23 protein-coding genes are annotated in these 22,040 nt (G+C 74.3%); 13 read left to right on the plus strand and 10 right to left on the minus strand.

The window, feature by feature from the left end; all coding sequences use genetic code 11:
• Positions 1 to 25 precede the first annotated feature (25 nt).
• The 4 genes from gmd to EPD83_RS12120 all read left to right on the plus strand — a co-directional run bounded on the left by gmd (position 26) and on the right by EPD83_RS12120 (position 4,686).
• Positions 26 to 1,006, plus strand: coding sequence for a GDP-mannose 4,6-dehydratase (gene gmd / locus EPD83_RS12105; protein ID WP_128367183.1), 981 nt, complete (start codon positions 26 to 28; stop codon positions 1,004 to 1,006).
• Positions 1,003 to 1,956 carry a GDP-mannose 4,6-dehydratase gene (locus EPD83_RS12110; protein ID WP_165566624.1) on the plus strand — a complete coding sequence of 318 codons (954 nt, stop codon included), beginning with the start codon at positions 1,003 to 1,005 and terminating at the stop codon, positions 1,954 to 1,956. Before gmd ends, EPD83_RS12110 begins: the two co-directional genes overlap by 4 nt.
• Positions 1,953 to 3,080, plus strand: a complete 1,128-nt coding sequence (locus EPD83_RS12115) for a glycosyltransferase (protein WP_235950552.1) — start codon at positions 1,953 to 1,955, stop codon at positions 3,078 to 3,080. Before EPD83_RS12110 ends, EPD83_RS12115 begins: the two co-directional genes overlap by 4 nt.
• Before the next feature lie 145 nt (positions 3,081 to 3,225).
• Complete coding sequence (locus EPD83_RS12120; protein ID WP_128367296.1) at positions 3,226 to 4,686, plus strand: sugar transferase; 1,461 nt, start codon at positions 3,226 to 3,228, stop codon at positions 4,684 to 4,686.
• Positions 4,687 to 4,728: 42 nt separating this feature from the next.
• Here the strand turns inward: EPD83_RS12120 and EPD83_RS12125 are convergent, their stop codons facing one another.
• A complete protein-coding gene (locus EPD83_RS12125; protein ID WP_128367295.1) occupies positions 4,729 to 6,150 on the minus strand; it encodes a polysaccharide biosynthesis tyrosine autokinase in 1,422 nt (473 codons plus the stop codon).
• 134 nt (positions 6,151 to 6,284) lie between these two features.
• On the opposite strand from EPD83_RS12125, the gene EPD83_RS12130 reads away from it, so the two are divergent.
• Both EPD83_RS12130 and EPD83_RS12135 read left to right on the plus strand, forming a co-directional pair.
• Positions 6,285 to 7,163, plus strand: coding sequence for a nucleotidyltransferase family protein (locus tag EPD83_RS12130; RefSeq protein ID WP_165566625.1), 879 nt, complete (start codon positions 6,285 to 6,287; stop codon positions 7,161 to 7,163).
• Positions 7,160 to 7,426, plus strand: a complete 267-nt coding sequence (locus EPD83_RS12135) for a PqqD family peptide modification chaperone (protein ID WP_164896752.1) — start codon at positions 7,160 to 7,162, stop codon at positions 7,424 to 7,426. The genes EPD83_RS12130 and EPD83_RS12135 overlap by 4 nt, the downstream gene beginning before the upstream one ends.
• On the opposite strand, the gene EPD83_RS12140 is transcribed toward EPD83_RS12135, so the two are convergent.
• The 4 genes from EPD83_RS12140 to EPD83_RS12155 form a co-directional block, all read right to left on the minus strand.
• A complete protein-coding gene (locus tag EPD83_RS12140; RefSeq protein WP_165566626.1) occupies positions 7,349 to 7,810 on the minus strand; it encodes a VanZ family protein in 462 nt (153 codons plus the stop codon). The two genes, EPD83_RS12135 and EPD83_RS12140, sit on opposite strands and share 78 nt — an antisense overlap.
• The gene (locus EPD83_RS12145) at positions 7,807 to 8,424 is read right to left on the minus strand and encodes a DUF2017 family protein (protein WP_165566627.1); all 618 of its coding nucleotides are present in this window, start codon (positions 8,422 to 8,424) and stop codon (positions 7,807 to 7,809) included. Before EPD83_RS12145 ends, EPD83_RS12140 begins: the two co-directional genes overlap by 4 nt.
• Positions 8,424 to 8,714: an ATP-dependent Clp protease adapter ClpS gene (gene clpS / locus EPD83_RS12150; RefSeq protein WP_128366475.1), complete on the minus strand. Its 291-nt coding sequence runs from the start codon at positions 8,712 to 8,714 to the stop codon at positions 8,424 to 8,426. The genes EPD83_RS12145 and clpS overlap by 1 nt, the downstream gene beginning before the upstream one ends.
• Positions 8,715 to 8,790: 76 nt before the next feature.
• Positions 8,791 to 10,029 carry a homogentisate 1,2-dioxygenase gene (locus EPD83_RS12155; RefSeq protein WP_128366474.1) on the minus strand — a complete coding sequence of 413 codons (1,239 nt, stop codon included), beginning with the start codon at positions 10,027 to 10,029 and terminating at the stop codon, positions 8,791 to 8,793.
• Between the two features lie 253 nt (positions 10,030 to 10,282).
• On the opposite strand from EPD83_RS12155, the gene EPD83_RS12160 reads away from it, so the two are divergent.
• The 3 genes from EPD83_RS12160 to EPD83_RS12170 are packed head-to-tail and all read left to right on the plus strand — an operon-like array spanning position 10,283 to position 11,923.
• Positions 10,283 to 10,645 carry a hypothetical protein gene (locus EPD83_RS12160; protein WP_165566628.1) on the plus strand — a complete coding sequence of 121 codons (363 nt, stop codon included), beginning with the start codon at positions 10,283 to 10,285 and terminating at the stop codon, positions 10,643 to 10,645.
• Positions 10,642 to 10,803 carry a hypothetical protein gene (locus tag EPD83_RS12165; protein ID WP_164896319.1) on the plus strand — a complete coding sequence of 54 codons (162 nt, stop codon included), beginning with the start codon at positions 10,642 to 10,644 and terminating at the stop codon, positions 10,801 to 10,803. Before EPD83_RS12160 ends, EPD83_RS12165 begins: the two co-directional genes overlap by 4 nt.
• A gap of 34 nt (positions 10,804 to 10,837) precedes the next feature.
• Complete coding sequence (locus EPD83_RS12170) at positions 10,838 to 11,923, plus strand: DNA polymerase IV (protein ID WP_165566629.1); 1,086 nt, start codon at positions 10,838 to 10,840, stop codon at positions 11,921 to 11,923.
• A gap of 143 nt (positions 11,924 to 12,066) precedes the next feature.
• On the opposite strand, the gene EPD83_RS12175 is transcribed toward EPD83_RS12170, so the two are convergent.
• On the minus strand, positions 12,067 to 12,264 hold the full coding sequence (locus EPD83_RS12175) for a hypothetical protein (protein ID WP_128366471.1): 198 nt from the start codon (positions 12,262 to 12,264) through the stop codon (positions 12,067 to 12,069).
• A 179-nt stretch (positions 12,265 to 12,443) separates the two neighbouring features.
• Here EPD83_RS12175 and EPD83_RS12180 point away from each other — a divergent pair, with 179 nt between their 5' ends.
• The 3 genes from EPD83_RS12180 to fahA all read left to right on the plus strand — a co-directional run bounded on the left by EPD83_RS12180 (position 12,444) and on the right by fahA (position 17,003).
• The gene (locus EPD83_RS12180) at positions 12,444 to 14,792 is read left to right on the plus strand and encodes a glycoside hydrolase family 9 protein (RefSeq protein WP_165566630.1); all 2,349 of its coding nucleotides are present in this window, start codon (positions 12,444 to 12,446) and stop codon (positions 14,790 to 14,792) included.
• 98 nt (positions 14,793 to 14,890) lie between these two features.
• The gene (locus tag EPD83_RS12185) at positions 14,891 to 15,745 is read left to right on the plus strand and encodes a hypothetical protein (RefSeq protein ID WP_164896317.1); all 855 of its coding nucleotides are present in this window, start codon (positions 14,891 to 14,893) and stop codon (positions 15,743 to 15,745) included.
• A gap of 19 nt (positions 15,746 to 15,764) precedes the next feature.
• Entirely contained in the window at positions 15,765 to 17,003 is a 1,239-nt protein-coding gene (gene fahA, locus EPD83_RS12190; protein ID WP_165566631.1) for a fumarylacetoacetase, read from the plus strand.
• Between the two features lie 27 nt (positions 17,004 to 17,030).
• Here fahA and EPD83_RS12195 read toward each other — a convergent pair whose 3' ends face one another.
• The 3 genes from EPD83_RS12195 to hppD form a co-directional block, all read right to left on the minus strand.
• Complete coding sequence (locus EPD83_RS12195) at positions 17,031 to 17,420, minus strand: ankyrin repeat domain-containing protein (RefSeq protein WP_165566632.1); 390 nt, start codon at positions 17,418 to 17,420, stop codon at positions 17,031 to 17,033.
• Positions 17,417 to 18,202 carry an RDD family protein gene (locus tag EPD83_RS12200; protein WP_165566637.1) on the minus strand — a complete coding sequence of 262 codons (786 nt, stop codon included), beginning with the start codon at positions 18,200 to 18,202 and terminating at the stop codon, positions 17,417 to 17,419. Before EPD83_RS12200 ends, EPD83_RS12195 begins: the two co-directional genes overlap by 4 nt.
• Positions 18,203 to 18,272: 70 nt before the next feature.
• The gene (gene hppD, locus EPD83_RS12205; protein ID WP_128366528.1) at positions 18,273 to 19,508 is read right to left on the minus strand and encodes a 4-hydroxyphenylpyruvate dioxygenase; all 1,236 of its coding nucleotides are present in this window, start codon (positions 19,506 to 19,508) and stop codon (positions 18,273 to 18,275) included.
• A gap of 109 nt (positions 19,509 to 19,617) precedes the next feature.
• On the opposite strand from hppD, the gene EPD83_RS12210 reads away from it, so the two are divergent.
• Positions 19,618 to 20,121: an Lrp/AsnC family transcriptional regulator gene (locus tag EPD83_RS12210; RefSeq protein WP_128366529.1), complete on the plus strand. Its 504-nt coding sequence runs from the start codon at positions 19,618 to 19,620 to the stop codon at positions 20,119 to 20,121.
• 13 nt (positions 20,122 to 20,134) lie between these two features.
• Here EPD83_RS12210 and EPD83_RS12215 read toward each other — a convergent pair whose 3' ends face one another.
• Positions 20,135 to 21,985, minus strand: a complete 1,851-nt coding sequence (locus EPD83_RS12215) for a bifunctional metallophosphatase/5'-nucleotidase (RefSeq protein WP_235950557.1) — start codon at positions 21,983 to 21,985, stop codon at positions 20,135 to 20,137.
• Positions 21,986 to 22,040: the final 55 nt, after the last annotated feature.

Below are 22,040 nucleotides of genomic sequence, written 5' to 3' on the forward strand. Positions count from 1 at the left end.
CGACGACGAGAGCGAGCGTTGCCCCATGCCCACAGCCCTGATCACCGGCATCACCGGTCAGGACGGCCTGTACCTCGCCGAGCTGCTGCTCGGCAAGGGCTACGAGGTGCACGGCATCGTCCGCGGCCAGAACAACCCCAAGCGCGACCTCGTGGCCGAGGTCGTCCCGGAAGTCACCCTGCACACCGGCGACCTCACCGACCTGTCCTCGCTCATGCGGGCGATGTCGGCCACCCAGCCCGACGAGGTCTACAACCTCGGGGCGGTCTCCTTCGTCGCCTACTCGTGGGACAACGCGCGGGTCACCACCGACGTCACGGGCAACGGCGTCCTCAACATGCTCGAGGCCGTCCGCCTCTTCTGCGGCTCCGACCCCACCCGCACGCGCTTCTACCAGGCGTCCAGCTCGGAGATGTTCGGCAAGGTCCAGGAGGTGCCGCAGCGCGAGACCACCCTGCTGTGGCCGCGCTCGCCCTACGGCGTCGCCAAGGTCTTCGGCCACTACATGACGATCAACTACCGCGAGTCCTACGGGATGCACGCGTCCTCGGGCATCCTCTTCAACCACGAGTCGCCGCGGCGCGGACCGGAGTTCGTCACCCGCAAGGTCTCGATGGCCGTCGCGCGCATCGCCCTCGGCCTCCAGGACCGCATCGTCATGGGCAACCTCGACGCGCAGCGGGACTGGGGCTTCGCCGGAGACTACGTCGAGGGCATGTGGAGGATGCTGCAGCAGCCGGCCGGCGACGACTACGTCCTCGCCACCGGCGAGACCCACTCCATCCGCGAGCTGCTCGACATCGCCTTCTCCCACGTCGGCATCGAGGACTGGTCCGACCGGGTCGGCCAGGACCCGCGCTTCATGCGGCCGGCCGAGGTCGACCAGCTCATCGGCGACGCGAGCAAGGCCCGCGACCGGCTGGGCTGGCGGCCCACCGTCGGCTTCGACGAGCTCGTGCACATGATGGTCGACCACGACCTCTCGGTCCTGCGCGCGGCCCGGTGACCGTCGCCCTCGTCACCGGAGCCACCGGCCAGGACGGGGGCTACCTCGTCGAGCGCCTGCTCGCCGAGGGCACCGAGGTGCACGGCCTGGTCCGCGGCGAGGACCTCGGCGGCGGCCCGGTGCCCGACGGGCTCGTCGTCCACGAGTGCGACCTCGGCGGGCCGGCGGCCGACGTCGCCGCCGTCGTCGACCGGGTCGCGCCCGACGAGCTGTACAACCTCGGCGGCGTCAGCTCGGTGGCCCAGTCCTGGGCCGAGCCGCTGCTGACCACGACGGTCAACGGCACCGCGGCGGTCGTCCTGCTCGAGGCCGCCCGCAGCACGCAGGAGCGCACCGGCCGCCCGGTGCGGGTGGTGCAGGCCGCGAGCGCGGAGATCTTCGGGGAGCCAGAGCACTCACCGCAGGACGAGCGGACCGCGATCCGGCCGGTGAGCCCGTACGGCGCGGCCAAGGCCCTCGCCCACCACGCCGTCGGCATCGCCCGGGCCCGGGGGCAGCACGCCACCTCCCTCGTCCTCTACAACCACGAGTCTCCGCGCCGCCCGCCGAGCTTCGTCACCCGCAAGATCACCTCGACCGTCGCGGCCATCGCCGCCGGCCGCGCCGACCGGATCGTCCTCGGCAACCTCGACGCCCGCCGCGACTGGGGGTGGGCGCCGGACTACGTCGACGCCATGGTGCGGGCGGTCCGGCACGACACCCCCGGGGACTACGTCGTCGCCACGGGCGAGGCGCACACCGTCCGCGACTTCGTGGCCGCCGCCTTCGCGCGGGCGGGGGTCGAGGACTGGGAGCGGCTCGTCACCGTCGACCAGGCGCTGGTCCGCCCGGCCGACCCCAGCCTGCTCGTCGGCGACGCGAGCCGGGCCCGCGAGGAGCTCGGCTGGGCGCCCACCGTCGGCTTCGCCGAGCTCGTGGCGCGGATGGTCGACGCCGAGGAGCCCTCGTGACCCACCGGCGGCCCGACGGGCGCACCGTGGCCATCGCGCACGACTACCTCACCCAGCGCGGCGGGGCGGAGCGGGTCGTCCTCGCGATGACCCGGGCCTTCCCCGGGGCCCCGGTGCACACCCTGCTCCACGAGCCCGGGTCGATCTACCCCGAGTTCGCCGGGCAGGACGTGCGCCCCTCGCCGCTCAACCGGGTCGGGCCGGTGCGGCGCGACCACCGGGCCGGGCTGCCGCTCTACGCCCCGGCGGCCTCGGCGACGCGGGTCGAGGCCGACGTCACCGTCGTGTCCTCCAGCGGCTGGGCGCACGGCTTCCGGCACACCGGCCGGTCGGTCGTCTACTGCTACTCCCCCGCCCGCTGGCTCTACCAGACCGACACCTACCTCGGTGGTCCCGCGCGGCGCTCGCCCAAGGGTGTCGCCCTGCTCGCGCTGCGACCGGCCCTGCGCCGCTGGGACGCCGCGGCCGCCCGCCGCCACGACCGCTACCTCGCCATCTCCCGCGTGGTGCGCGACCGGATCCGCGACACCTACGGCCTCGACGCCGCCGTCGTGCCCGCCCCGCACGCCATGGACGCCGGGGCCGAGCGGGAGCCGGTGCCGGAGCTCGCCGACTGGGCCGGCGAGCGCTACCTCCTCGTCGTCTCGCGCCTCCTGCCCTACAAGAACGTCGGGGCCGTGGTCGAGGCCGTCCGCGGGACCTCCGAGCGGCTCGTCGTCGTCGGGGACGGCCCGCTGCGGCGCGCCCTGGTCGCCGGGGCGCCGGACACCGTCCGCCTCGTGTCCGGCCTCACCGACGCGCAGGTCCGCTGGGTCTACGCCCACGCCGGTCTCCTCGTGGCGCCGAGCGTCGAGGACTACGGCCTCTCACCACTGGAGGCCGCCGCCTTCGGGGTGCCCGCCCTCACCCTCGGCGCCGGCGGCTACCTCGACACCGTGGTCGAGGGCACGACCGGGCTGCACGTCCGGGCGCCCGAGCCCGCGCTGCTGCGCGACGGCATCGCCCGCGCCCGGGCCCACCCCTTCGACGCCGGCGCCCTGCGCGCCCACGCCGAGACCTTCACCGAGCCCCGCTTCCACGAGCGGCTGCGGGCCGAGGTCGACGCCCTCGGGGCGGCGTCGTGACCGCGGGGCGACCGTGAGCGGGCCCGGGGCGGTGCCGGACCCCGGGGGTCGTCCGAACGGACCGAAGCGCGCCGCGGCCGCCACGCCGGCGCCGGGCCCGGGTGATGATGCCGGGACGCCCCCCGTCCCCGACGCCACGACCCCGATGACGGTTCACGAGCTGCTGGCCCCGACGCTCGACCGACGCTCCACCCGGTGGAACCGCCGGGCGCCGGTCGTGGCCGCGATGCTCGTCGACCTCCTCCTGCTCGTCGTCGTCACCCTCTCCGCGGGCTTCGGCCGGGCGGTCCTGCCGGTCTTCCGGGAGGCCGGGGACGTCCCCGAGCTCGTGGCCGCCGCCGGTCCGCCGATCGTCCTCGGCTGGTTCGCCGTCATCGCCCTCTCCGGCGGCTACGCCCCGCACCTGCTCGGCGCCGGCACCCAGGAGTACAAGCTCGTCGTGCGGGCCTCCCTCGTCGCCGCCGGCGCCATCGGGGTCGTGAGCTTCCTCGGCAAGGTGCCGCTCTCGCGCGGGTTCTTCTTCCTCCTCATCATCATCGGCGTCCCGCTGCTGCTGCTCGGCCGTCACCTGCTGCGCCGGGTCGTCCACCTCCTGCGGCGACGCGGCCTGCTGTGCCACCGGGTCGTCGTCGCCGGCTCCGCGGCCTCGGTCGACGAGGTGACCACCGTGCTGCGCCGCGAGCCGTGGCTGGGGTTCACCGTCGTCGGCGCCCTCGTCCCCCCGTCGGAGCACACCGACGTCACGCCCGGCGGCATCCCCGTCCTCGGCACGACGGCCCGCACCGCCGCGGTCGTCGGCGACGCCGACTGCGACATCGTCCTGTTCGCCGGCGGTGCCGTCTCCTCCGCCCGGGCGATGCGCCGCGCGGCCTGGGACCTCGAGGACACGAACGTGCAGATCATGCTCGTCCCGAGCCTCACCGACGTCTCCACCGACCGGGTCCGCGCCCGCCCGGCCGCGGGGCTGCACCTCATGGAGCTCGAGGGCCCGCGCGCGCACCGCGCCAGCCGGGTCTCCAAGCGCGCGTTCGACATCGTCGGCGCCGGGCTGTGCCTCGTCCTCGCGAGCCCGGTGCTCCTGGCGACGGCGGTGGCCATCCGCCGGTACGACGGCGGCCCGGTGATCTTCCGGCAGCGCCGGGTCGGGCGGCACGGCGACTTCTTCGACTGCCTGAAGTTCCGCTCGATGGTGGTCGACGCCGACCGGCTGCGCCCCGAGGTGGCCGAGAACATGCACGGCGAGGACCACGTCCTCTTCAAGGACGCCCACGACCCGCGGGTCACCCCGCCGGGCCGGGTCATCCGCCGCTTCTCGGTCGACGAGACCCCGCAGTTCCTCAACGTGCTGCGCGGCGAGATGAGCCTCGTCGGCCCGCGACCCCCGCTGCCCGGCGAGGTCGAGCAGTACACCGACGAGGTGCGCACCCGGCTCGCCGTCCGCCCCGGGATGACCGGCCTCTGGCAGGTCTCCGGGCGCTCGGACCTGTCCTGGGAGGACTCGGTGCGCCTCGACCTGTACTACGTCGACAACTGGTCGCTGGTCCAGGACCTCGCGATCCTGTGGCGCACCGTGTCCGCGGTGCTCACCGGCCGCGGCGCCTACTGACCGGCCCCGCCGGCCTCCGGTCGCCCCGGCGCCCGGCCCGGCTCACTCGGCGTGCTTGCCGCGCGAGGCCGCCTTCGCGTAGTCCTTGCGGGTCTTGGTGTCCGAGGCGTACGAGGCGTAGCCGCCGTAGCCGTACCCGTACATGACCCCGCCGGCCCGCCGCTTCGGGGCCATGTTGAGCACGACGCCGAGGACCCGGCCCCCGACCTGACCCATCATCCGGGCCGCGAGCTCGGCCTGCTCCTTGTGCGTCCGTCCGACGGCGAAGACGAGCAGCGAGCCGTCGCAGGACGCCGACAGCACCCCCGCGTCGGTGACCGGCAGCAGGGGCGGGGCGTCGAGGATGACGATGTTGTCGACCGTCAGCTCGCGCACGAGCTCGTGCATCCGCGCCGAGCCGAGCAGCTCACTGGGGTTCGGCGGGGTGCGGCCCGAGGTGATGAGCCGGACGTTCTCCTGGTCGGTGGGCTGGAACGCGTCCTCGAGGTCGACCTGGTCGGTGAGCACGTGCGAGAGCCCGATCGACCCCGGGGCCTCGAAGACCTTGGCCAGCGTGGGCCGGCGCAGGTCGGCGTCGACGATGACGACCCGCTGGCCGGCCTCGCCGAGCACCCGGGCCAGCGTCGAGGAGACCGTCGACTTGCCCTCGTGGGCGTTGGCGCTGGTGACGACGATGCTCCGCGGCGGGTCGTCGACGCCGACGAAGCGCAGGTTGGTGCGGATCTGCCGGAAGGACTCCGAGGCGATGCCGAGGTGGTCCAGCCGCCCCCGCCCGCCCTGCACGCGCAGCTCGCTCGTCACCGGGACGACGCCGAGGACGCTGGCGCCCGTGGCCGCCTCGACGTCCTGGGCGCTGCGCAGCCGGGTGTCGAGCTGCCGGCGGACGAAGACGAGCAGGTAGGCGACGAGCAGGCCCAGGCCGATCCCGATGAGGACGTTGCGCGGCGGGTCCGGGGCGATCCGGCGTCCGGGCAGGGCGGACTCGATGGGCACGATGGTGACGATGTTCTTGGCGTTCGAGCCGGTCGTCTCGATCCGGTTGGCCTCCTGCGCGGTGGCCTTGATGACGGCGTCGGCCAGGCGGCGGCTCTCGTCCGGCGTGGGTCCGGTGGCCGTGACCTGCATGATCACCGAGTTCTCGGCGACGGTGCCGGTGACCCGTCGGGCGACGTCCTCGGGCGAGGCGTCGATGCCCGTCGCGGTGATCGCGCGCTGGGCGACGGCCCGGCTCGTGACGAGCGGCAGGTAGGAGTCGGCCTTGGAGCCACCGAGGGAGTTCGCGGCGATGCTCTCGCCCGTGCTCGCGCCCGCCCCGTCGATGCGGACGTAGCCGCTGGCGTCGGCGAGGTAGACCGAGGGCATCCTCAGGGTCAGGCCGTAGGCGGCGGCCCCGCCGGCGAGGGTGAGGACGACGAGGAAGAGCAGATGGGTCCGGGTGAGGCGGACGAAGTCGAGCAGGGTCACGAGACGTCCTCGGCGGTGGACGGCGCCGGGTGTGGCGGCAGGGTCGCGCTCGATGCTACCCGCGGGGCGTCGCCGGGCGCGGAGCCTCGGGCGGTTCCCGTGTCGTGACTCCCTCCGGACCTACAGTGGGGGCCGTGTCGGAGGCCGTGACGGAGGGGCAGCTGGTCCCCCTGCGGGTGCGCGTCGAGCTCGCCCACGCCGCCGTCCAGCGTCTCGCCGAGTCCTGCGGCGTCGACCTGCTCCACGTGAAGGGACCGGCCGTCGACCCCGGGCTGCGCGGCCACGACGGCCGCGGCACCGACGCCGACGTGCTCGTCCGGCCGGCCCACGTGCGCCGGTTCCTCGCCGCGCTGCACGCGCACGGCTGGCGGACCGAGACGACCTTCGGCGCCGGCTCCGCCTTCGACCACGCCGCGAACCTGTACCACTCCTCGTGGGGGCTCCTCGACGTCCACCGGCTCTTCCCCGGGATGGACCGTGACCCCGCGGCGGCGTTCGAGGTGCTGTGGGCCGAGCGGGTCTGCCGCGACCTCGGGCACGTGCCCTGCCCGGTCCCGAGCCCGCTCGGCCAGTCACTGCTCCTCCTGCTGCACGCCGCCCGGACCCGCACGGGCGGGGTCCACCCCGACGTCGGACCCAACTGGACGCTGCGGACCGAGGACGAGCGACGTCACCTGCGCACCCTGGCCGAGCGCACGGGGGCCACCGTCGGCCTGGCGGCGGCCACCGGTGAGCTCGGCGTCCACGCCGGCTCCCGCGAGGCCGCGCTGTGGGAGGTCTTCGCCGGGGACGACGACCGGCTGGGCGAGTGGCGGGCCCGGTGGCGCTCCGCCCGAGGCCCGGCGGCCAAGGCGTCGGTGGCGGTCCGCTCGCTCGGGGTCAACCGCTACTACCTGCGTCAGCGCCTCGGCCGCGAGCCGCGGGGAGCCGACGTCGCGCTCGCCTTCGTCCACCGCCTCGGCACCGGCACCCGGGCCCTCGTCGTCCGCGGCGCCCGGCGGGTGCGCCGGTGACCGGGCCCCTCGTCCTCGCCGCGCAGGCCGGGTGGGTGGAGGCCGACGAGGTCGTCTACGCCGCGGTGCTGCCGGACGGCCCGCCGCTCGTGCTCCAGGGCTCCGGGGCCCTCGTCTGGCACGCCGCCCTCCCGGGCGGGAGCCTCGAGGAGGTCGTCGGGCGGGTCGCCGCGGCGGCCGGCACCTCAGCCGACGTCGTCGCCGCGGACGTCGCGGCGTTCGTCGACGCCCTCGTCACCGTGGGGCTGCTGGTCCGCTCGTGACGCGACCAGGGCGCCGACCAGCGCGCCGCCGGTGTTGCAGGCGACGTCCAGCAGGCTCGCCTCGCGCTGGAGGACCGGGAGCAGCTGGACCAGCTCGACGAGCACGCTCAGCGCGCCGAGGCCGAGGGTGACGGCGAGGACGCCGCGACGCAGCAGCACGACCCCGAGCCAGCCGAGCGGCACGAAGCCGAGGACGTTGAGCACCGCCGCGTAGTGCTCCGGGAGCACCGCCTGCGGCATCCCGCGCTGGAGGAAGAAGACGTAGACGGCGACGACGCCGCGGTTGACCAGGGACCCGTCGGGCCAGAGGACCGCCAGGCCGAGGACCACCGCGGCCACCGCGGCCAGGACGACGCCGGCGCGCCGCCGCCGCTGCGCGCTCATGCCCGCAGCAGGGCGGACGCCAGCGTCTCCTGGAGCCAGGTGAGGAAGTCGTAGAGGGCCAGCGCGTGACCGAGCGGGTCGGCGGGGTCCAGGCGGGCCGCGCGCGCCTCGAGCGCGTCCAGGTCCTCGTCGGACTCCAGCCCGAGCCGCGAGCCGAGCACGAGCCGGACGTCGGTGAGCGCCGTTAGGAAGGTCCCCGCCGCGGGGGCGTCGAGCGCGAGGTCGCCGCCCGGGGTCCGCAACGCGGCGACCGCGCGCTGGAGGCCGTCGGCTTTGCGGTGTCGCAGGCCGCCCTCGGTGAGGCGGCGGAACTCCCGCGACGCCTCGGCGTCCTCGCGGTGCGCGGCCGGCAGCAGCCGGTCCAGCGCCGGGTCGCGGTCCCCGGGGCGCTCCTGCGCCGGACCGGCGTCGCCGGCGCCGGGGTCGCCGTCCAGCGAGATGCCCGCGACGAGGGCGTCGAACGCCTCGTCACCGGTGGCGGTCTGCTCCGGCGGCTCCAGGAGGCCGGCGACCTGCTCCATGAGCGAGGCGACGACGTCGCGCTCGTCGGCGTCGAGCGAGGCGACGTAGCGCAAGTCCTCGCCGCGCCCCTTGCGGCGGAAGGCGCGCGCCATCAGGAGTCCTTCTGGAAGGTGGCCCACAGGCCGTAGCCGTGGAGGGCCTCGGTGTCGGCCTCCATCGACTCGCGCGGGCCGTTGGAGACGACCGCCCGACCCTCCTCGTGGACCTGCATCATGAGCTTCTCGGCCTTGGCCCGCCCGTAGCCGAAGTGCTGCTGCAGCACGAAGGTCACGTAGGACATGAGGTTCACCGGGTCGTTCCACACGATCGTCACCCACGGGACGTCGGGGGACACGTCCTCGGCGGGCCGGACGACCTCCTCGGTCACGGGCGCGAGCGACACGGTGCCCAGGATAGGTGGGTGGCGGCGGTGCGCACGTCCGCGGGGCCGGGGCGGGCGCCCGTCCCGCGGCCGGGGGTCAGCCGCGCCCGCGGTTCCAGGAGTCGGCGTACACGCCGTCGTCGACCGCCCGGCCGGCCTCGCCGAGCTCGAGCGGGCGGAAGGTGTCGACCATGACGGCGAGCTCGTCGAAGTACTCGGTGCCGATCGAGGCCTCGGAGGCCCCGGGCTGCGGACCGTGCGCGTGCCCGCCGGGGTGCACCGAGACCGAGCCCTTGCCGATGCCGGAGCCCTTGCGGGCCTCGTAGTCCCCGTCGACGTAGAACATGATCTCGTCGCTGTCGACGTTGGAGTGGTAGTACGGCACCGGGATCGACAGGGGGTGGTAGTCGACCTTGCGCGGCACGAAGTTGCAGATGACGAAGTTCCAGCCCTCGAAGACCTGGTGCACGGGCGGCGGCTGGTGCACCCGCCCGGTGATCGGCTCGAAGTCGCGCACGTTGAAGACGTACGGGTACAGGCAGCCGTCCCAGCCGACGACGTCGAGCGGGTGGAAGGGCAGCTCGTGGACGGTGCCCGCGATCCCGCCCGGGCCGTTGCCGCGGTGCTTGAGGTAGACCTCGGACTCCTCGCCGGCCGAGGCGCCGACGTCCTCCGCGAGCAGCGGGCCCTCCGGGACGCGCAGGTCGCGCTCGCAGTACGGGGCGTGCTCGAGCAGCTGCCCGTACTTGCTGAGGTAGCGCTTGGGCGGCGCGATGTGGCTGTTGGCCTCGATGCAGTACGCGCGCAGCGGGTCCTTGGTCGAGCGGCGCGGCACCCAGCGGTGCGTCGTGGCCCGCGGCACGACGACGTAGTCGCCCTCCGCGACGTCGAACGCCCCGAACACGGTCTCGACCCGGGCCCTGCCGCGCTCGACGTAGACGCACTCGTCGCCGACGCCGTTGCGGTACCAGGGGCTGGGCTCGCCGGCCACGACGTAGGAGATGCGCACGTCGCCGTTGCCGAGCACGAGCCGCCGCCCGGTGACGACGTCGGTGGTCTTGACGTCCTTGGCCGCGAACAGGTCGTGCAGCCGCAGGTGCCGCGGGGTCAGCGGGTGGTTGGGCGTCGTCGACAGGTCACCGGGCGTCCACTCCCGCGCCCCGGTGATCGTCGACGGGATGTTGCGGTGGTAGAGCAGGCTGGAGTCGCTGCTGAAGCCCTCCTCGCCCATGAGCTCCTCGTAGTACAGCTCGCCCTGGCCGGCCCGGCCCGCGGGCCGGCGGTGCTGGGTGTGCCGCTTCGGGGGGATGCTGCCCATCGCCTGGTAGTGCGCCACGGTCGGACTCCACCTCGCTGTGGTCGGGGCTCCGCGGTCCGTCCGGTGGGTGCCCGGGCGTCCGCGCCTGCTGGTGGCCACCCTAGGACGTGGGTCCGTCACCGGCACCCCTCCCCCGCGGCCCGCCGCAGCGTGCCCAGGTCCGTCCCGGCCCGCCCCCGGCGGACCCCACAATCTGCCCGTCCGTGCTCGCGGGCGGTGCCGGCGCGGCGTCCCGGCGGCGGATGTCGGACCGGTCCGCCACGATGGCCCGATGGACTGGGTGGTCGCGGTGCTCGCGTTCGCCGGCGCGCTCGCCGGGTCGGGCGGGGCGGCCTGGGTCGCCCTGCGCGGCCAGCGCCAGCAGGGACGCGGCGAGTGGCGGCAGCGGCTCGACGAGGCCATCGCGCTCGTGACCGCCGACGACCCCGCGAAGCAGCAGATCGGCGACGAACTGCTCGCCGACCTCATCGGCTCCGACCTCGGCAGCGACGACGACCGGGACCTGGCCCGGCGGATCGCCCGGATCCGCCTCGGCGACGAGCTGTCGCACCGCGAGCGCGGCGACGGGGAGGAGGTGGACCTCACGGGCCCGCCGGGTGACAATGGGGAGGTCGACCAGGAGGAGGCGCCATGACCGCGACGACCGGACCGCAGGGGACCTTCCGCATCCCGTCGTCCACGGTGCGGCTCGCCCGCGCGCTCGTGAAAGACGCCCGTCGCCGGGGGACCCGCGAGAACCCGCGCGTCGAGGACGCGGCCCGCACCCCGCTGCCCGAGGACCCGCGGCGCTGACCCACCCGGCCGGACCGCGACCCGCGAGCTGACCGTGGCGCGCTCCTACCCGTACGTCCTGCACGTCGACCTCGACCAGTTCATCGCGGCCGTCGAGGTGCTCCGTCACCCCGAGCTGGCCGGACGCGAGGTCGTCGTCGGGGGCCGGGGCGACCCCACCGAGCGGGCCGTCGTCTCCACCGCGTCCTACGAGGCCCGCGAGCACGGCGTGCGCTCCGGGATGCCGCTGCGCGTCGCGGCCCGCAAGGCACCGGACGCCGTGTTCCTCCCGGTCGACGCGCCGCACTACCTCGAGGCCTCCGAGCGCGTCGTCGCCGCCGTCCGTGGGCTCGACCTCGTCGTCGAGGTCCTCGGCTGGGACGAGATGTTCGTCGGGGGTGACACGCAGGACCCCGAGGGGCTCGCCCACCGCATCCGCGCGGCGGTGCTCGACGCGACCCGGCTGCACTGCTCGGTCGGCGTCGGCGACACCCGGGTACGCGCGAAGATCGCGACCGACTTCGGCAAGCCGCGCGGGGTCTTCCGCCTGACCGCGGAGAACTGGCGAGAGGTCATGGGCGCGCGGCCGACGTCGGCGCTCTGGGGCGTCGGCTCCCGGGTGGCGGGACGGCTCGACGCCCTCGGCATCCGGACCGTCGACGAGCTGGCCGGCGCCGACGAGGCCGACCTCGTCACCGAGTTCGGGCCGCGGATGGGCCCCTGGTACGCCTCCCTCGGGCGCGGGGAGGGCAGCGCCGAGGTCGACGACGCGCCCTGGGTCGCGCGCAGCCACAGCCGCGAGACGACCTACCAGGAGAACCTCACGACCCCGGAGCAGGTGCGCGACGCCGTCCGGGTGCTCACCGCGCAGGCCCTGGAGGACGTCGCCCGCGAGGGGCGGCCGGTGCAGCGGGTCGGCCTGAAGATCCGCTACGCGCCGTTCTTCACCGTCAACCGCAGCCGGAAGCTGCCCGCGGCCACCTCGGACGCCGCGCCGGTGCACGAGACCGTGCAGGCGCTGCTCGCCGACCACCTCGAGGAGGGGCGCGAAGTCCGGCTGCTCGGGGTCCGCGCCGAGATGACGATGCCGGACGACGGGGCGGACGACATCGAGCGCACTCCGGTCCGCGGCCGGGTCTGACCGCTCCCGCACCCGGACCCGCACCGGACCGCTCCGTCGAGCCCCGCCCCCCTGGACAGTCTCGACGTCGAGCGGCACGTCGCCCAGGTCTTGCGTGGCGCGCTGGCCGGCTGACCCGAGCCGGCGGGGGCGTGGTTGGCGGGCTACTCGCGGACCTCGGGGTGCTCGTCGTCGGCGCCCGGCACCTTGGCGTTCGGGCCGGCCGGGCCCTCCTGCACCTCACCGGAGTCGGAGTCCGGCTGGCCGTTCACGGACTGGCTGTCACTGATGGGCGTGTCGGCCTCGGCGGTGTCCATCTGCTGCACCTCGGAGACCTGGCCCTCGTCGTCGTCACGGCTCATGGGGCCACCCTAGGTCGGCGACGGGCAGGATCCCCGCGAGATCCGCCCACGCCACCGGTGGTGTCGAAGGCCGTGCGCCGATACCGTTATCGCTGCACGCCGCCGGGACCGGTCCGACCCCCGTCGAGCCCGGCGCCGGCGGCGGCCCCTCCCTCGACTCCCGACCCAAGGAACCCGCCATGGCACAACGACGTGTCCCCACCGCGGCGCCCGTCCGGCGACCACTCGTCCTCGCGGCGGCCGGTCTGGCCGCCGCCGCTCTCACCGTCGCCCTCCCGGCGACGCCCGCGGGCGCCGCCGGACCCGAGCAGGTCGTCAACGGCACCTTCGACGACGGCCTCACCGGCTGGAACGCCTACCCCACCGCGGCGGTCGTCGACGGCCGCGGCTGCGTGGACGTCCCGGCCGGCACCGGCGCCTACGGCGCGGCCATCGAGCAGAAGATCCCCATGGTGGAGGGCGAGACGTACGCCTTCTCCGCGACGATCCTCAGCGAGCCGGCGACCGCGGCCAACATCCGCATCGTCATCCAGGGCGGCCCGGACATCAACTACGCGGAGTTCCTCACCGCCCGCAAGGTGCCGCTGACCCCCGAGCCCCGGGCCGTCACCGCGACCTTCACCGCCGACCGAGACTACGCGCAGGCCAACCTCACCTTCCAGCAGGACATCACCAACGACGCCGCCTACCGGTTCTGCGTCGACGACGTGTCGGTGACCGGAGGCGCCGAGCCCGAGGTCTACCGGCCGGACATCCACTCCGCCGTGCGGGTGAACCAGGTCGGCTACCTGCCCGACGGCACCAAGGAGGCGACGATCGTCACCGACGCCACCGAGCCCCAGCGCTGGCTGCTCCGGAACGCCGACGGCACCGTCGTGCGGCGCGGCACGACGAGGCCTGAGGGCGTCGAGGACAGCGCCGGCGTCGCCGTGCACGTCGCCGACTTCTCGGCCTACCGCACGCCCGGACGCGGGTACACCCTGAGCGTCGGGGACCAGACGAGCTTCCCGTTCGACATCGCGTCCGACCTCTACGCCGGACTGCGCACCGACAGCAAGACCTTCTACTACACCAACCGCAGCGGCATCGCGATCGACGACGCCCTCGCGCCGGGCTACGGGCGCCGGGCCGGTCACGTCGGCGTCGCGCCGAACCGGGGCGACACCGCCGTGCCCTGCCTGCCGCTGGGCGACGACAAGCAGCGGCTCTACGCGACGCCGTGGACCTGCTCGGGCACCCACGACGTCACCGGAGGCTGGTACGACGCCGGCGACATGGGCAAGTACGTCGTCAACGGCGGGATCTCGGTCGCCCAGCTCATGCAGGAGTTCGAGCGGACGAGAACCGGCGCCGCCGACCCGGCCGCCTACGCCGACGGCACGCTGTCCATCCCCGAGGCGGGCAACGGCGTCCCGGACCTGCTCGACGAGGTCCGCTGGGAGCTGGACTGGATGCTGCGGATGCAGGTCCCGGCCGGCGAGCAGTACGCGGGCATGGCCTACCACAAGGTCGCCGACGCCGACTGGACCGGACTCCCCCTGCTGCCGGCCGACGACCCGCAGCCGCGGGTCCTGCACCGGCCGTCGACGGCGGCGACGCTCAACCTGGCCGCCGCGGCCGCGCAGGGCGCCCGGCTGTTCCGGCCCTACGACGCCGCGTTCGCCGACCGGCTGCTGGCCGCCGCCCGGTCCTCCTACGCCGCCGCCGAGCGGACCCCGGACCTCCTGGAGCCGGCCGCGGACCCCGCGCTCGACCCCAACCCGGGCAGCGGCCCCTACGAGGACGACGACGTGTCCGACGAGTTCTACTGGGCCGCGGCAGAGCTGTACCTGACCACCGGTGACGCGCGGTACCGCACCGCCGTCCTCGCCTCGCCGCATCACACCTCGCGCGACCTGGCCGACGGCTTCTGGTGGCAGGACGTGGCCGGCATGGGCCGGCTCGACCTCGCGACCGTCGACAGCCGCCTGCCCGGCCGCAAGGCCGTCCAGCGCTCGGTCCTGCGGGCCGCCGACAGCCTCCTGCGGACCGAGCGGGACGAGCCGTTCGGCCAGCCCTACGACCCGGCCGACGGCGACTGGGTGTGGGGCTCCAACTCGGCCGTCCTCAACAACCTGCAGGTCGTCGGGACCGCCTACGACCTCTCCGGGAAGCGGAGGTACGCCGACGGCGTCGCGAGCGGGATGGACTACCTCCTCGGCCGCAACGCCCTGGACCGGTCCTACGTCACGGGCTACGGCGACGTCTCGTCCCACCAGCAGCACAGCCGCTGGTACGCGCACTCGCTCGACCCGCGCCTGCCCTCGCCGCCGGACGGCACGGTGGCCGGTGGTCCGAACTCCACGGCGACGAGCACCGGCGACCCGGTGGCCGCGGCGAACCTCGCAGGCTGCGTCGACCAGTTCTGCTACATCGACGAGATCGGCTCGTGGTCGACGAACGAGATCACGGTGAACTGGAACGCCCCGCTGTCCTGGGTCTCCGGCTTCCTCGCCGGGTACGAGGGGACCGGCCCGGGCCGGTCCTGACCGCGACGTCCCGGGCGCGGGCGGCGGCCTCCGCCGCCCGCGCCCGGGCCCGACCGGGGTCGCGTCGTGCCCCCGTCCCCCCGCGATAGGTTGACGGCATGTCGTCGACGACCCCGGGGCTGCTCCACGCCCTCGTCGACGACGCCGCCGTCTTCCCGCCCGGCAACAGCCCCCTGCGGGACGCCGTCGCCGCCCACGGGCGGCACCGCGCCGCGGCCTACTCCCCCGCCGTCGGTCCCCTGCTCGTGCCGGCCGCGGCCGCCCCCGACCTCCTCGTCCTGCTGGAGCGCGGGACGCAGGACGCGGCCCCGCTCGACGTCGCCGTCGTCGCCCGCCCGGGCACCGACCCCGCGGTGCTCGACGGCGCACTGACCCTGCTGGGCGCCGACCCGCGCGTCGACCTCCGCGGCGCCGAGCTCGCCTGGGCCCCGGGAACGGGTGTCCCCGACCTGCCCGGCGACCCGCCGCTCGCCCTCGAGGTGCCCCGCGAGGGCCCCGCGCAGGAGGCGGCCCTCGCGCAGGTCCGGGCGGCCGTCGCCGCGGGCCGGTCCGTCGTGGCCAAGTTCCGCACCGGCCCGACGCCGACCTGGCCCTGGCCGGACGAGGCCGTGCTCGCCGGCTTCCTCGTCGGCGCCGCCGCCGCGGCCGTGCCGTTCCGGCTCACCGGCGGCCTGCACCACGCCGTGCGCGGCTCCTACCCCGTGGACGGGGTCCCCGAGGAGAACCACGGGCTGCTCGACGTCCTCGTGGCGACGGCCGCCGCGCTGGACGGCGGCTGCCCCGACGAGGTGGCGGGACTGCTGGCCGTCCGCGACGCGCGAGCCGTCGCGGACCTCGTCGCGGCCTGGACCGACGACACCGTCCGCCGGGTGCGGGCCGCGTTCACCGCCTACGGCTGCTGCACCGTCACCGACCCGCTCGGCGAGCTCGCCGACCTCGGCCTCACCCCCTGACCGCACCGGAAGGACCGCCATGACCTGGCTCGACCTGCCCGCCGACCACCCCTTCGGCCTCCACAACCTCCCCTACGGCGTCTTCTCCACCGGCGGCCCGGACGGCGAGCGCCGGGTCGGGGTCCGGGTCGGCGACCACGTGCTCGACCTCGCCGCCTGCGCCGAGCGGGCGGGCATGGAGTCGGCGGTGGTGTGGCGCGGCGGCAGCCTCGACGCCTTCCTGGCCGAGGGCCGCCCGGCGTGGACCGCGGCCCGCGCCTGGCTGCAGGACCACCTCTCCGACGACGCCGCGCGCGACTGCGTCGAGCCGAACCTCGTCCCCGTCGGCGAGGTGACGATGCACCTGCCGTTCACCGTCGCCGACTACGTCGACTTCTACGCCAGCGAGCACCACGCCACCAACGTCGGCCGCATCTTCCGGCCGGACTCCGAGCCGCTCACCCCGAACTGGAAGCACCTGCCCATCGGGTACCACGGCCGGGCGGGGACGGTCGTCGTCTCGGGCACCGACGTCGTGCGCCCCACCGGCCAGCGCCGGCCCCCGACGCAGGAGGCGCCGGTCTTCGGCCCCAGCGTCCGCCTGGACATCGAGGCCGAGCTCGGTTTCGTCGTCGGCGGCCCGGCCACCGGGCTCGGGCGGCGCGTCGACCTCGACGACGCCGACGACCACCTCTTCGGCGTCGTGCTGCTCAACGACTGGTCCGCCCGCGACCTCCAGGCCTGGGAGTACGTGCCGCTCGGGCCGTTCCTCGGCAAGTCCTTCGCGACGACGGTCGGCCCGTGGGTGGTCACCACCGACGCCCTCCGCGCCGCCCGGGTGCCGTTGCCCGGCCAGGATCCGGAGCCCCTGCCCTACCTGCGCGGCCGGGACGGCGCCGACGGCGGGCCGGGCACCGCCTACGGCCTCGACGTCCACGTCGAGGTCGAGTGGAACGGCACCGCCGTCTCCCGGCCCGAGTACCGCGACATGTACTGGTCCCCGGTCCAGATGCTCACCCACCTGACGGTGAACGGGGCGACGATCCGGCCCGGGGACCTCTTCGGCTCCGGCACCATCAGCGGCGCCGACCCCGGCACCCGCGGCTCCTTCCTCGAGCTGTCCTGGAGCGGCCAGGAGCCGCTGACCCTCGACGACGGCTCGCAGCGCTCCTTCCTCGAGGACGGGGACACCGTGACGCTGCGGGCCACCGCCCCCGGCCCGGACGGCAGCGTCGTCGGGTTCGGGGAGTGCACGGGGACGGTCCGTCCGGCGGTCTGAGCCGGCCCGGCCGCGCCGGTGCCGGGGTCAGCGGGGCGGGGGCAGGAGGTCGGCCAGGGTCGAGGAGAACATCGCCGCGGCGTCCCGCGCGCTCGGGGTCCCGGCGTCGGGGTCGGCGCCACCGGCCACGAGGGCCTCGACCACCGCCCGCTCGTCCTTGAAGACCGCCCCGGCCAGCGGCGTCTGACCGCGCAGGTTGGCGCGGTCGGCGTCGGCCCCACGCTCCAGCAAGCCGCTCACCAGCGCGGCGTGCCCGTGGTAGGCGGCGAGCATGACGAGGGTGTCGCCCGAGCCGTTCGCGAGGTCGGCCGGCGCCCCGGCGTTGACGTAGGCCAGCAGGTCGGCGGACCCGGACCGGGCGAGGTCGAACAGCCGCCCGGCGAGCTCGACGACCTCGGGCGGCGGCCCGTCGGTCACGATCGCAGGACGACGACGGTGCCGGCCACCTTGTCGTGCAGGCACTGGCGGCGCGGGTCCCACAGCAGCCAGGCGGGGTCGAGCAGCTCGAGGATCGCGCCGAGGTAGCCGAGGAGGACGTTGAGCCCGAGGGCGGCCGTGAGGAGGGCGATGGCCTGGCGCCGCAGCGCGACGACCAGCGACACCCCGCCCGGGGCGTCGACCGGCCGCACGACGGTCCCGAGCGCCATCTTGCCCGGGGTGGCGGACCGCCAGACGAGGAAGCCGACCTCGTAGAGGAGCCCGACGAGGGAGGTGACGAGGGTGACCGGCAGCACGATGTCGGCCACCGCCGCCTGGAACGCGGCCTCGCCCCCGGTCCGGCCGGCGAGGACGTCGTCGAAGTACTGCTGGGCGGCGGTGGCGAAGGAGCCGAGGAACGGGGTGAGGAGCACCGCCGAGACGACCGTCGTCAGCAGCCAGTCGACGGCCCGGCCGAGCAGCCGGCGCCACCACTGCGCGAGCACCGCCCCGTCGGGGAGGGTCGGGGCGGCTGTGCCGCTGGGCACCGGCGGTGCGCTCCAGGACGAGCTCCCGCCCCGCCGGGCGGCGGTCTCGCGCTCGGCCCGGGCCGCCCGCTCGGCGGCGCTCTCGACCGTCGGGGCGTGCCCGATCGTCGAGCTCGCCGCCGTCGGCGAGCGCAGCGGTGTCGTGTGCGCGCTCCAGACGACGCCGTCGAAGTAGCGCAGCTGGTCGGCGTCCTCGGGGTCCTCGTACCAGCCGGGCGAGGTGGGCGTGCTCATGTCGGCATCGTCCCACGCGGCACCGGCGCCGCCCGCATCGCCGCGGGCGGGCGCCGGAGGCATGCCGACCTCAGAGGTTGCCGCGCTTGTCCTGCTCCCGCTCGATGGACTCGAAGAGCGCCTTGAAGTTGCCCTTGCCGAACCCGAGCGAGCCGTGCCGCTCGATGATCTCGAAGAACACCGTGGGCCGGTCGCCGAGCGGCCGGGTGAAGATCTGGAGGAGGTAGCCGTCCTCGTCGCGGTCCACGAGGATGCCGCGTCTCTGCAGCTCCTCGATCGGCACCCGGACCTCGCCGATGCGCGAGCGCAGCTCCGGGTCCTCGTAGTAGGCGTCCGGGGTGGCGAGGAACTCCACGCCCTCGCGGCGCAGCTCGTCGACGGTGCGCAGGATGTCGTTCGTCGCCAGGGCCAGGTGCTGGGCGCCGGGACCGCCGTAGAACTCGAGGTACTCGTCGATCTGGCTCTTCTTCTTCGCGACGGCCGGCTCGTTGAGCGGGAACTTCACGCGGTGGTTGCCGTTGGCGACGACCTTGGACATCAGGGCCGAGTAGTCGGTGGCGATGTCGTCGCCGATGAACTCGGCCATGTTCGTGAAGCCCATGACCTTGTTGTAGAAGCCGACCCACTCCTCCATCTTCCCGAGCTCGACGTTGCCGACGATGTGGTCCAGCGCCTGGAACAGCCGCTTCGGGGCGCCGTCGCGCTTGACGAAGGTCGACTGCGCCTCCTGGAACCCGGGCAGGTACGGGCCGGCGTAGGTCGTGCCGTCGACGACGCGCTGGACCAGGCTGTGCCGGGTCTCGCCGTAGGTGGCGATGGCGGCCATCCGCACGGTGCCGAAGTCGTCGGTGAGCTCGACGGGCTCCTGGAGGATCGTGGCGCCGGCGCTGCGGGCCTGCTCGACGCACACGTCGACGTCGGGCACCTCGAGGGCGATGTCGACGACACCGTCGCCGTGCCGCGCGTGGTGCTCGACGAGCGGGCTGTCCGGGCTCACCGCGCCCTTGACGACGAAGCGGATCGAGCCTGAGCGCAGGACGAACGCCTTGTGGTCCTTGGTCCCGTTCTCCGGCCCCGCGTACGCGACGAGCTCCATCCCCCAGGCGCTCTGGTAGTAGTGCGCCGCCATCGTGGCGTTGCCGACGACGAAGACGATGGCGTCCCACCCGGTGACCGGGAACGGGTCGGTGCTCTCGTCGTACTCGACGAGGCCCACGAGCTGCTTGAGCTGGTGCAGGTCCAGCTCGGCGTCGCGCTCCTGGTCGGTGAGGTCGATGCGGTCGGACGTCGTCGTCGTGTCGGTCATCCCGCCACTGTCGTCCCCCGTCGTCACCATGTGCAACCACACCACGACACGGTGGTCACGATGCGCACGGTGTTGCCTCGGAGGGGGGTCGCACTGGACGATGTGTCGCATGGCCAGACACGACGGCGTCGACGACCTCGACGCCCGGATCATTGCCCTGTTCACCGCCGAACCGCACATCGGCGTGCTCGGCGCCTCCCGCACCCTCGGCGTGGCCCGCGGGACGGTGCAGGCGCGGCTGGACCGGCTGCAGGAGCGCGGTGTCATCGCCTCGTTCGCCCCGCAGGTCGAGCCGGGGGCGCTCGGCTACCCGGTGACGGCGTTCTGCACGCTGGAGATCTCGCAGCGCCAGGGGCACGCCCCGGTGGTCGCGCACCTCTCGGCCATCCCCGAGGTGCTGGAGATCCACTCGATCACCGGGGTCGGTGACCTCGTCGTGCGGGTGGCCGCGCGGGACAACGCCGACCTCGGCCGGGTCATCGACGAGATCATCGACGACGTCCACGTCCTGCGGGCGAACACGGCGATCTGCCTCGTCACCCACCTCGGCTTCCGCACCGGCCCGCTCGTCGAGGCCGCCGCCGTCTCCGGCGGCGACCCCGGCGAGGGGTGAGCCCGCGGGCCGGTCAGTCGGTGATGACGACCGGGGTGCCGTTCGCGGTGAGCCTCCAGTCGACCGAGAAGAAGCTCGGCGGGTCGATCTGGCCCTGGGCGCTCACCCAGTCGATGAGCAGCTGACGGATCTCGACCTGCCGGTTGTAGACCACCGGGGCGTCCTTGACGTGCGGGAAGTTGCCGCCGCCGGACTGCCGGTAGTTGTTGATGGCGATGACGAACGAGTCGCCGGCGGCCACCGGCGCCCCGCCGTAGGCGAGTCCGGTGATCCGCGACCCGGGGGCGGCGGCGATGTCGATGTCGTAGGTGAGGTCGGCGTCGAGGCCGCCCATGATGTCGTAGTTGTAGTCCGGCGTGCCGTTGGGCGCGGTCGGGGTGACGGCGTTGGTCACCTGGTCCGGGGTGAACGGTCCGGCCGAGGAGACCTGCCGGAAGTAGGTCGCCGACTTCTCCAGGTAGTCCTTGACCTGGGCGCCCGTGAGCGTGACGCCGATGAGCGTGTTGTCGTAGATGTACAGGCCGGCGACGTCGCGGACGGTGACCTCGCCCGCAGGGATCGCGGCGTCCTTGTTGAACGGCGCCGCGATGGACAGGACCGGGGTCCCCTCCTGCGGGGTGCCGGCCAGGGCGTCCTTGACCGCCTGCGCCTGCACGAGGTTGATGAAGTCCATCGCCGCCGTGTCCTCGTAGCGCGAGGTCGCGGCCGACATCGCCTGGGTGCAGGTGCCGATGACGGAGTTCACGTAGGCCAGCACCTTCTCGTGCGCCGGCCGGACGAGGGCGGCCACCTGCGCGTCCTCCGGGACGGTGTTGGCGTTGAGCACGGTCGCGCCGGCCGAGGCCACCGACCAGCGGCCGCGGACCTTGACCAGGTCGAGGTCCATGACGCTCACCCGCATGCCCCAGTACAGCGGCTCGCTGAGCAGGACGTCCTTGCCGGTGACCTTGTTCGTCACGAAGCGCTGCGGGATCTCGACGTGCGCGTGCCCGACGAGGATCGCGTCGATGTCCGCGACCTCCTCGGCCAGCTGCTGGCTCGCGTTCTCCGGGTAGGGCAGGGCGTCGCCGTAGCTCGAGGACGGGGTCGCGCCGGAGTGGCAGGAGACGACGACGACGTCGGCGCCCCCGGCCTTCATCCGCGGCACCATGACCTTCGCCTGCTCGACGATGCCGGGGAAGCGCACCTTGCCTTCGACGTTCGCGGCGTCCCAGATGGCGACGCCGGGGGTGACCAGGCCGAGGATGCCGACCGTGACCGTCTTGTCGTTGGGGATCTTCACCCGCTTGAGGACGTAGGGCGGGAAGACCGGCTCACCGGTGTCCCAGTCCACCGAGTTCGCGGACAGCAGCGGGTGGTCGCACTGGTCCTCGAACGCCCGCAGGACGTCCATGCCGTAGTTGTACTCGTGGTTGCCGAGGGCGGCGGCGTCGTAGCCGAGGGCGTTCATCGCCGTGGCCATCGGGTGCTCCGCGCCCTCGGTGATCGGCTCGATCTTCGCGTAGTAGTACGCGAGCGGCGTGCCCTGGATGGTGTCGCCGGCGTCGAGGGTGAGGCAGGACGCGGCGCCGCGCTCCTCGCGGACGGCCTTGACGAGCGTGGCGGCCTTGGCGACGCCGATGTCGTTGCCGCTCCGGTCGTCGTACTCCTTGTTGCCGAAGTAGTCCCAGTTGTAGACGTGGCCGTGCAGGTCGGTGGTCCCGAGGACGGTGAGCCGGAACGGCTTGTCCGGGCCGGCCTTGGCCCCGGCGGAGCGGGGGGAGGTGGCGTGGGCGGGCTGGGCGGCGAAGAGGCCGGCGCCGCCGACGGCTGCCATCGTGAGGAGCTGTCGGCGGGACGCGGTGCTGTGGGTCGTGTCGGTCACGGGGTGGGACCCTAGCCCGGTCGACAGTCCTGCAGGTCACGGGCGTGTGACGGAT

Origin of the sequence: Phycicoccus flavus (assembly GCF_004025965.2) — a bacterium.
Lineage (GTDB): Bacteria > Actinomycetota > Actinomycetes > Actinomycetales > Dermatophilaceae > Phycicoccus > Phycicoccus flavus.